The organism is Microcystis sp. M44BS1 (genome assembly GCF_020244875.1).
In the GTDB taxonomy this organism is placed as follows: domain Bacteria; phylum Cyanobacteriota; class Cyanobacteriia; order Cyanobacteriales; family Microcystaceae; genus Microcystis; species Microcystis panniformis.
In genome coordinates this window covers 1-9,119 of sequence record NZ_JADBVM010000105.1, presented here as the reverse complement: position 1 = coordinate 9,119, position 9,119 = coordinate 1, and the positions used below count along the sequence as shown (strand labels likewise).

At 40.8% G+C, this 9,119-nt stretch carries 9 protein-coding genes; 5 read left to right on the top strand and 4 right to left on the bottom strand.

The genetic code is table 11. The features are described from left to right. The 5 genes from IM515_RS07670 to IM515_RS07650 all read left to right on the top strand — a co-directional run. Nucleotides 1–619: RNA-guided endonuclease InsQ/TnpB family protein (locus IM515_RS07670; protein ID WP_287697948.1), on the top strand; the 619-nt coding region annotated here is incomplete at its 5' end. 52 nt (nt 620–671) lie between these two features. After that, complete coding sequence (locus tag IM515_RS07665; RefSeq protein WP_287630538.1) at nt 672–1,547, top strand: ABC transporter ATP-binding protein; 876 nt, start codon at nt 672–674, stop codon at nt 1,545–1,547. 574 nt (nt 1,548–2,121) lie between these two features. Continuing rightward, nucleotides 2,122–2,925: an ABC transporter permease gene (locus IM515_RS07660; RefSeq protein ID WP_170863902.1), complete on the top strand. Its 804-nt coding sequence runs from the start codon at nt 2,122–2,124 to the stop codon at nt 2,923–2,925. Continuing rightward, a complete protein-coding gene (locus tag IM515_RS07655) occupies nt 2,926–3,681 on the top strand; it encodes an ABC transporter ATP-binding protein (RefSeq protein WP_002771944.1) in 756 nt (251 codons plus the stop codon). Nucleotides 3,682–4,364: 683 nt separating this feature from the next. Next, entirely contained in the window at nt 4,365–4,796 is a 432-nt protein-coding gene (locus IM515_RS07650; RefSeq protein ID WP_287630537.1) for a DUF4278 domain-containing protein, read from the top strand. A gap of 279 nt (nt 4,797–5,075) precedes the next feature. Here IM515_RS07650 and IM515_RS07645 read toward each other — a convergent pair whose 3' ends face one another. From IM515_RS07645 to IM515_RS07630, 4 genes are read right to left on the bottom strand one after another with little or no spacing between them, the layout of a single operon-like run. Next, the gene (locus tag IM515_RS07645) at nt 5,076–6,569 is read right to left on the bottom strand and encodes a thymidylate synthase (protein ID WP_287630536.1); all 1,494 of its coding nucleotides are present in this window, start codon (nt 6,567–6,569) and stop codon (nt 5,076–5,078) included. 4 nt (nt 6,570–6,573) lie between these two features. After that, entirely contained in the window at nt 6,574–7,197 is a 624-nt protein-coding gene (gene tmk, locus IM515_RS07640) for a dTMP kinase (protein WP_287630535.1), read from the bottom strand. Between the two features lie 25 nt (nt 7,198–7,222). Then, nucleotides 7,223–8,608 carry a dihydrolipoyl dehydrogenase family protein gene (locus tag IM515_RS07635; protein WP_287630534.1) on the bottom strand — a complete coding sequence of 462 codons (1,386 nt, stop codon included), beginning with the start codon at nt 8,606–8,608 and terminating at the stop codon, nt 7,223–7,225. A 24-nt stretch (nt 8,609–8,632) separates the two neighbouring features. Beyond that, nucleotides 8,633–8,755, bottom strand: a complete 123-nt coding sequence (locus IM515_RS07630; RefSeq protein ID WP_256377347.1) for a hypothetical protein — start codon at nt 8,753–8,755, stop codon at nt 8,633–8,635. Nucleotides 8,756–9,119 lie beyond the last annotated feature (364 nt).

Below are 9,119 nucleotides of genomic sequence, written 5' to 3'. Positions count from 1 at the left end.
TCACAAGCAACGGGTAAAAGTTGCCAAGCTTCATCTTAAAGTGTCAAGACAACGTAAAGACAAAGCAATTAAAGACGCTTTGGCGTTAGTCCAGTCTAATGATCTGGTAGTCTATGAAGCTTTAAAGGTAAGAAACTTAGTAAAAAACCGTAAGCTGTCTAAGTCGATTTCTGATGCTTCTTGGTATCAATTCACTGAATGGTTGAATTATTTTGCCAAGATTTATCGGATTGTTTGTATTGCTGTTCCTCCCCATTTTACTAGCCAAGATTGTTCAGTTTGTGGGACGAGAGTTCAAAAAACCTTAAGCACTAGAACTCATAAATGTCCTAACTGTAAAACAGTCTTAGATAGGGATCATAATGCAGCAATAAATATTCTTAAAAAAGGGTTGAAATATTTGGGAAATCATCTCAACGGTACTGTTGGGCAAACAGAAACCCCCCCCAACCCCCCACCCCCCCTGCCCCCCCGACATCGGGGGGGTCGGGGGGGCAAGGGGGGGGGAGAGTCCGGCCTCTGGATTATTAATGGAGACATTGAGAATCTAAGCTGTCTCGTTGAACAAGGAATTTCCGATAGTGATCTGGAAAGAATCCCCCGTCACAGCGTAGCTTGAAGGTGGGAGTATGTCAAACTAATCCATAGCTGGAATATTAACTTTTGTAACTATGACCGCCGCTATTGCTCTCGATCGCGTTTCTAAAATCTATAACAATCTCCCGGTAGTTAACGAGCTTTCCTTTGCTATCGAAAAAGGGGAAATCTTTGGTTTACTCGGTCCCAACGGTGCGGGAAAATCGACGACAATCCGCATGATTATCACCCTAACCGAAGCGAGTCAAGGAGAAATCGAAGTGGCGGGGTATGATGTGAAAAAATACCGCGATCAGGTGAAGAAAAATATAGGGGTAGTCTTGCAACAGATTAGCGTTGATGGGGAATTAACCGTCTGGGAAAATCTGGAATTTCACGGCCGGATGCACCATATCCCCAATCCCCAGAGACAGGAATTAATCGATCGCTATTTAGATTATGTCAGTTTAAGCGATCGAAAATCTGCCCTTGCCAAAACTCTTTCCGGAGGGATGAAACGACGTTTACAGATTGCTCGCGCTCTTCTTCACGAACCAAAAATCCTCTTTCTCGATGAACCGACTGTCGGTTTAGATCCCCAAAATCGTCGTCGTTTGTGGGAAGTAATTCGCGATTTAAACCAGCAAGGAATGACAATTTTGTTAACCACTCACTACATGGAAGAAGTGGAATTTCTCTGTCAGGATAACGCCACGGGAAAACCGGGCAGAATTGGCATTATGGATGCGGGCAAATTAATCGAATTAGGAACTCTAACGGATTTTCGCACTAAGTATGGCGAAGGGTTAGTTATCAAACAAGTTGGCGATAAAATCGATTATAAATTCTTCCCCACCGTGGCCGATGCTAACTCTTATCTGGACACTTTGAGCGATAAAACTGGAGTAATGTGTCGCCCTTCCAACCTCGAAGATATCTTCGTGGAACTGACGGGACATCAATTAGATTAGATTCTTGGTTTGTCCGTTAGTAAATTGTTAAGTTATCGGTTTTTGAATCCGGTTTTTCTGAGATTAGCTCTGTTTAAATCGGCATTTCTTGGCTTTTATATGATGTCTATTTTATTGGTAAACTTGCTAATTAAGTAGGTTTTAAAAATTGTCAGGCGTTGGGTTTCATGCTTCAACCCAACCTACGTTCTGATGTCTATTTTATTGGTAAACTTGCTAATTAAGTAGGTTTTAAAAATTGTCAGATTTCTCCCCTTCATAAGGAGTTATCCCCCCTGATTAAGGGTATCAAAGGCAAAATCTATCCTCTATTTAACCAGAACCACTTACTTAGAGTCTAGGTCAATTAGCTGAGGATGTCCCTAAAAACCGAGTTCAACCCGAAAAAAAGAGGCTTTTAGTGGTTTTTAAGCTTTTTGGGTCAGATAAATGGACCAAGAAGGGAACTTTTTCCGGAGAGGGAGAGTCGTCGGGGACTGGATAAAAACTAGAGTACTCCCTCGATCGATAGACAAAATTGACGGTAATCGTTTAGAATAAGGCACTGAATACTGACGAGATGACAATTATCCCTATGACCGATCTCCAAGCAAAAACTAGATGGTCAACAGCGCGGCGATATTACGAATTGCTTAGTGTTCTGGTGGAACGTAATCTCAAGGGACGCTATCGGGGTTCTTTTCTGGGGGTTTACTGGTCTTTGTTAAATCCCGCGATTATGACTGCACTATACACGGCAATTTTCGGCACGGTTTTCGCCTCTTATTTTGATAATTCTATAGTTAACTATGTCCTAGCGGCTTTCACCGGTTTAGTAGTAATAAATTTTTTTAATGCTTCCACTAACCAAGCTTTACCTAGTATCGTCGGTAATGGCAGTATTTTAAATAAAATTCGTCTGCCAGTTAGCATTTTTCCCGTTTCCATGGTAGTGGCAAATATTTTTCAATTTGCTATTAGTATCTTTCCCCTTTTGGCTATAGTAACTCTCTGGAAGTCTCAAAGTTTAATTAATGTAATTGCTCTGATTTTTCCCGTGATTGGTCTTTCTCTGGTTTGCACGGGAGTGGGTTTCTTTGTCAGTACCCTCTACGTTTTCTTCAGAGACTTACCCTATTTTTACGAAATTGTTTGTTTTGTCGCTTGGATTAGCAGCCCGATTTTCTATCCCCCAGAAATTATTCCTCCTTCCGTAAAACCATTCCTACTATTAAACCCATTATTACCGGTAATCGAAAGTATTCGCCAATTGTCCCTTTCCCCTGGATTACCGGATTTTGGTTTGATTTTTCAATCTCTACTTGGTGGAATCATCATCTTAGGAATTGGTTGGACTTGCTTCCGACTCTGGCGACATTTATTTATGGATTTATTATAAATGACAGAAGTAATTCGACTCGATCAAGTGTCTCTCGAAAGACGTACTCAAGAAGAATTCTCCTACGATCTAAAAAGGACAATCTTCTCTATTCTTGAAGGTAAATATCGTCAACCTGCCAAAAAATTAGTTCTGGATGATATAGATTTAGTCATTAATTCTGGAGCGAAATTAGGTATCATTGGAGCTAATGGCGCAGGAAAATCTACTCTCTTAAAAGTCATTTGTGGTATTCTGGAACCGACAAAGGGACAGGTGAGAGTCAGGGGACAAATTGCTTCTCTAATTGAATTAGGAGCGGGTTTTGATCCAGATTTACCAGTAAAAGATAATATTATTCTCTATGGGGTAATGCTGGGATTTTCTCGTCAGGAAATGAAGGAAAAAACCAAAGATATCCTTGACTTTGCTGAGTTAGAAGAATATATGGGAGCGCCGGTGAAATCTCTTTCTTCCGGGATGGTGGCTCGTTTAGGATTTGCGATCGCCACAGAGGTTCACCCCGATATTCTTATTCTTGATGAAGTCCTTTCCGTCGGGGATGAAAGTTTTAAAAATAAGTGTAAACGACGGTTAAAAAAATTCTGGAATTCTAACGCTACTATTTTAGTAGTTTCCCACGATTTGACTTTAATTCAAGAGTCCTGTGACCAAGCAATTTGGCTAAATAAAGGCCAGTTACAATGTCAGGGTACATCAGAAGATGTAATCAAGTTTTATTTGGATTCCGTGCATCAAAATGAAGTTAATTTTTAATTAAGTAGGTAATCTCAATTAATTGTTAGATAGGAATAATTTATCTACGTTTTACTTGGTCGAAAACCCTGTAACTAAATAGGGTTTGCTGAATAAATGTGAAATGTAGGCAAGGTAAGAGTTTTGTGGCTTTTCTCGCTCCCACAGGTGCAAGATTTTGAGAGAATCGTTGTTCAAAACCTTGCGTCTTCATCGGCCCGCGTCCTGTAGGGGCGAAGCATTCGGGCAATAACCTATCGGTGAAACCGGAGATTTTCTAACCGAATGCTTCGCCCGTACTTTTTGCCGCAAACCCTGTCACAAAATAAAAAACCCCGGTGTCCAGCCGAGGTAGCGCTAAGTTATGTAGGAGAACTCAAGCAAATCTGTCAATGGGGTAAACCCAAACCCCGAAAACTTTTTTAAGCTAGTAGGCCAAGTTTTTTGCCATTGTCTGGAGCTAAACGAATCATAAGCTGTCTGATGCTCCCCGAGACAATCTGAACTGGCTTGCTGTCTTGGCTGTTTTGCTTTAACTTTTAGTTCATGTAAATAAATGTAACAAGATTTTTACGAATTGTAAAGAAGGATTGACAAAATAAAACTTATGAGATGTATAAGCTAAGTTAATATTTTTCGCCGATCGAAGCTGGGGAGGTAATAATAGAGAGATTGGTTCACTAGCATGACAAGGTGTACCCAGAATGTCCTATTTGTTTTTGTTGCCACTATTCACCGCTGCTCTGGCTGCCTATTTCTGGCAGAAGTCCAGCGATGAAATCGCTTATCTGGCCAGTGCCGCCACGGTAATTAGTTTAGTGTTGAGTCTGGTTTTAGCTCCTTGGCAGATTCAGCTATTAATTCTCTTGACAGTTGTGATTGTCGTCACCTTTTTATGGCAAGGACGAGAAGAGCAGAAGAATGTCCCCGTACCCACTCCAGAAACCGCCGGCGAGAAAAAGTATCGTGGCGCCACCTATATCGAGCCAACAGTCACCGAAGCTCCTGTCAAGGAGCGAGGGGGTAAATATCGCGGTGCGGAGGTTAAAATCACCAATAATCCCACGGTGGCTAACCCAATTCGCTCCTCATCTCTCAAATATCGCGGTGCTGGTTCAGCAAACAAGGAGCAGTAATCAGTAATCAGTAATCAGTAATCAGTTATCAGTTATCAGATTTGAGTTTTAAGTTCACTGATTGGGTGCATCTTGTATTTGTGATTTTCTCTCACTTATGGTGAGCAGCAGAAGTTATTAAAAGAGGGCGAATGCAATTCGCCCCTACAATAATATTATCGCGCCAATGGTAGGGGCGCATCGCGTGCGCCCAAATGTAATATAGATATTTCGACAAAATTGAGATGCACCCCACTGATTACTGTTTACTGTTCACTGTTCACTGAAACTTCCCAATTCCTACTGGTCTTGAATATACGGTTGATTATTCTTAAGACAGTTGTAGGCCTTTTGTAATTCGATTCCCAGATAACCGATATGTTCGGGAATAATTGCGGGATTGGCGGCGGCAAGCTCGCGGATTAATTTGAGGGGATTTTTGCCTTGATAACAAGCAACAATTTCCCCGCTGCCGGGGGTAGTTTGTTGGACGAGAATTTGTTCTTTTTCCACAGAAATCAAAAAGTTACCGCTAGGGTCAAAAAAATCGCGCTGATTAATAATTTTATCGTACTGGGTGGCGATTAATCGTTCGACATTCTCCCAAGTATCATCGTATATATGGGCCGATTGGCTAATAGTAATTAATGGACCCATTGATAAATTGTAGTCAGAGTGCTTGCTAATCTCATCCCTAATATGTTGTTGTAAAGCACGCAATCCCATGGCATTTGCCGGCCAAGCGGCAAACATATCATTACTTCTAAATATTGCGGTGAGAGATAATTCATTTTCCACCACTCGCACCCAAATATGATTTAAACAGGGACTACCTCCCTTTTCGTGGTCTTTCACATCCCAGAGGGACATAACTGCACTAGCAGCATCAATTTCTGAGATTAATTTATTGATAACCTGTGCAATTTGGTCCCGTCCAAACCAAGAGCGTAATCTTTGACCGTAGGTGTATTTAACTCCTTGGTGTATAGGGGAATCATCGAGAATTTGCCCGATATATTCGGTGAGAAAAGCTCTATCTATAGGCAAATAATTAGGTTCAGGAAAATAAAATTCTGGTGGTTCATCAGTGACAACGGCCATTAGGTCAATTAATTCTTGCCATTTACCATCATATCCTGTCGGTCTAATTGTGCCGGTGGTTTTAATCTTTTGGAGAATTTTTACCCAAGTTTCGGCAATAGTTTTTCCTTCAATGCGATGACCGTATCTTGTCCCGGGTAGGAGAGAAGGAAGATTTTCTGAGATAGGAAAGGTTAAGGGTTCTCCCCAAGTTGGTAAGGGGGATTGTTTTGCATAATTTTTGACAGTTTCAATCGCTTCTGGGATGGATTTAACTGGTTGATATTGAATTGATTGACGCAATTTTTCGAGAATTTCTCGGTCAATTTCTTTGTCAATATATCCAGTGGTAGAAGAATTAATTAGCCAACATTCTTTACCTGTGTCACTTTTTCCTAACTGGAATCCTTGACTAAAAAAATCTAGCAAACATTGACAGCTACCGGAGTTCTTATCTTCCTTAGTCGCGTTGAGAATAACTAAGTATCTAACGTGGGGATTTGCTATTAAGTTTCTCAGCAGGGGACTAATTCCTCTGGTGGGACTATAAAGATTACCAATCACCGCGTATTGGTCGGGATTTAAATGTTTAGCAAGGGACTGTTTTACTGTCCATCCCGTGATAATTGCCGTTTGGCCGTGACCGCAGATTAATTGATTGGGTTTATAGTGGGGTTGGTAGGTGAATTTAGGGGTGGTTTCTGTACTAAGCATGGATTTAAATTAATCGTTCAAGATAATTAATAATATTTCGGTGAAGGTTTTCTATTGTATCACTCCCATCCAGTTGTAAACAATTATCTTTATATTCTTTAAATATCTCGATAAACATCTGACGAACTTTCATTAATTTTTCTTGTTTTTCGTACACTTCTGTGATGGCTCTGTTTTTAATTCTTGCTAGAGAAATATCGGGAATAACATCGATATAAATAACTATATCTGGATTGGGAAAATGTTGATTTAACTGCCGAACAAAAGCAAATTCTTCGGGATTATTGCAATTGTAGGCCAGGGAGGAAAAATAATAACGAGTAGTGATAACGTGGGTTTGTTCTTGGTGAATAAGTTTAAAAACGCCATCGTGATCATTATATAAGTGATCATGGCGATCAGCTGCAAATAAATAGGCCATTTGTCGGTCAAATTGATTTTGATCTTTGATAGAAATAAGATTAGTTTGCATTATTTCTCGAATCAAACGACCGATGACTCCCTCGGAAGGTTCCGGACTTAAAACTGCTTTTTCCCCTCGCTTTAAAAAATATTCTTGTAAGAGTTTTGCTTGGGTACTTGTTCCCGATCCGTCAATACCTTCAAAGACAATAAACTTCGGTTTCATAATTTAATCTTCCTTCTCGATCTAATTATCTAAATAATTGTTTTAGCCAAGTTAACCAAGATTTTTTCGGGGGGATTAATTGCGTCATTTCTCCGATAATCTCTCCCATACTTCCCCAAGCATAAATATTTTTATTGAGGGATTGTATGGTTAAATTTTCTTGTAAAGCTAAACTGATAATACTAATCATTTCTGCTGCTTGATTACCGACTATTTGCGCTCCCAGTATTTTACCATCTTGTCGGTAGATTAATTGACAAAATCCCGTGGTTTCCCCCCAGATTTGCTGTGGGACCATATTTTTAATTGGATAGTTGATCATCTTTACCTCCTCACCATAGCTGTCCTGGGCTGCTTTTCCAGTTAAACCCACCCAAGCAATAGCAGGATCGAAAGCAATAAATGAGGGAATTTGCTCGGGATTAAAGTTAAATTTTTCTCCCGTGAGCAGATGCTTGACTAACCCAAAAGCAGCCCGGTGATTTAAAGTAGGATCGGGATAATTATTTCTGAGCAAATTTAGGGCATAAATGCGGGAATTATCGGTTTGTAATTGCTGATTAACCCTAATTAATCCCTCCTCTAGTTTAACTCCCACCCCAGCCAAATTTAATCCCTGTTCATTGACTTGATAATTACCGGCAAAAATGAGATCATCAACTTCGATGACACGATTGCCTAATTGTAACCATTTTTGACCCTCGATCGCTTTCACTTGACTAGGACAATAGCCTGGTAAAATCTTAATTCCTTCCGCTTCTAAAATGGCAGTAACTAAATGGGAGATTTCCCAATCAATATCCGGCAGTAGATAATTATCCTCGATAATTAAGCTAATTTCTTTCCCTAAACGTCGGAGAATTTGCGCTAAACTCACAGCCATGCTGCTGTTGCCAATAATCGCTAAATGTTGTCCCAACTTGTCTAAATTTGGCTCTTGCCAAAGGGTTTGAGCGGTAAAATAATTAACCTCATCTAAGCCGAAAATTTTCGGGACTTGCAGATAAAAACCCGTGGCGATAAGATAGTGTTTAGCCAACAATTGCCGACCATTAACCACAAATCCTAAATGGGGCAGCCGGACAAATTCCCCTCCACCCGGGATCACATCTATTCCTTCCGTGGCTAATCTTGCCAAAGAATGATTTTTATTAATAGTTTTATCTACTTCCTCTAACCATTGCCGCAACCGTTGCCATTGGGGATAAATGGCCGTTTCTTGCCAATGATTCAGCAGTTTATAGAGATGGATAATTTGGCTGTAGCCCTTGCTAAAAATGTCCTCAGATGCCTCTAAATTGTCCCTAGAAGGCTGTTGCACTAAAGCCACCCTTTTTTTGAGGTGAACAGCCAACAAAGCCGCTTCTATCCCCGCAGGAGTGGCACCAATAATTACTAAGTCGTAAACCACAAATATAAAGTAAAAAGTCAAAAGTCAAAAAAGGTGTTGGGGGTTTTGGGGTGTTAGGGTGTTAGGGTTTAAGGGTTTTAGTTGAAATTCCCCCACTTCCCCACTTCCCCCCGCAACGCGCACGAAGTGGTCTCCCCATTTCCCCATTCCCCCACACCCCACACCCTACACCCTACACCCTCTTTCAAGTCAGGAGTCAGGAATCAGGAGACAGCATTCAGGAATCGGAAACTTAACACTTAAGTAGGGTTTGCTGAATAAATTTGAAATGTAGGCAAAGTAAGGGTTTTGGGGCTTTTCTCGCTCCCACAGGTGCAAGATTTTGAGAGAATCGTCGTTCAAAACCTTGCGTCTTCATCGGCCCGCGTCCTGTAGGGGCGAAGCATTCGGGCAATAACCTATCGGTGAAAACGTAGATTTTCTATCCGAATGCTTCGCCCGTACTTATTCAGCAAACCCTAAGTAGGGAGGCACAATTATTTGTAGGATGGGTTAGCGGTAGCGTAACATA

What these genes read in the sequence shown, in the direction of transcription:
- IM515_RS07665 (WP_287630538.1), top strand. Translation starts at nt 672, where the DNA reads ATGACCGCCGCTATTGCTCTCGATCGCGTTTCTAAAATCTATAACAAT.
- IM515_RS07660 (WP_170863902.1), top strand. Translation starts at nt 2,122, where the DNA reads ATGACCGATCTCCAAGCAAAAACTAGATGGTCAACAGCGCGGCGATAT.
- IM515_RS07655 (WP_002771944.1), top strand. Translation starts at nt 2,926, where the DNA reads ATGACAGAAGTAATTCGACTCGATCAAGTGTCTCTCGAAAGACGTACT.
- IM515_RS07650 (WP_287630537.1), top strand. Translation starts at nt 4,365, where the DNA reads ATGTCCTATTTGTTTTTGTTGCCACTATTCACCGCTGCTCTGGCTGCC.
- IM515_RS07645 (WP_287630536.1), bottom strand. Translation starts at nt 6,569, where the DNA reads ATGCTTAGTACAGAAACCACCCCTAAATTCACCTACCAACCCCACTAT.
- tmk (WP_287630535.1), bottom strand. Translation starts at nt 7,197, where the DNA reads ATGAAACCGAAGTTTATTGTCTTTGAAGGTATTGACGGATCGGGAACA.
- IM515_RS07630 (WP_256377347.1), bottom strand. Translation starts at nt 8,755, where the DNA reads ATGGGGAAATGGGGAGACCACTTCGTGCGCGTTGCGGGGGGAAGTGGG.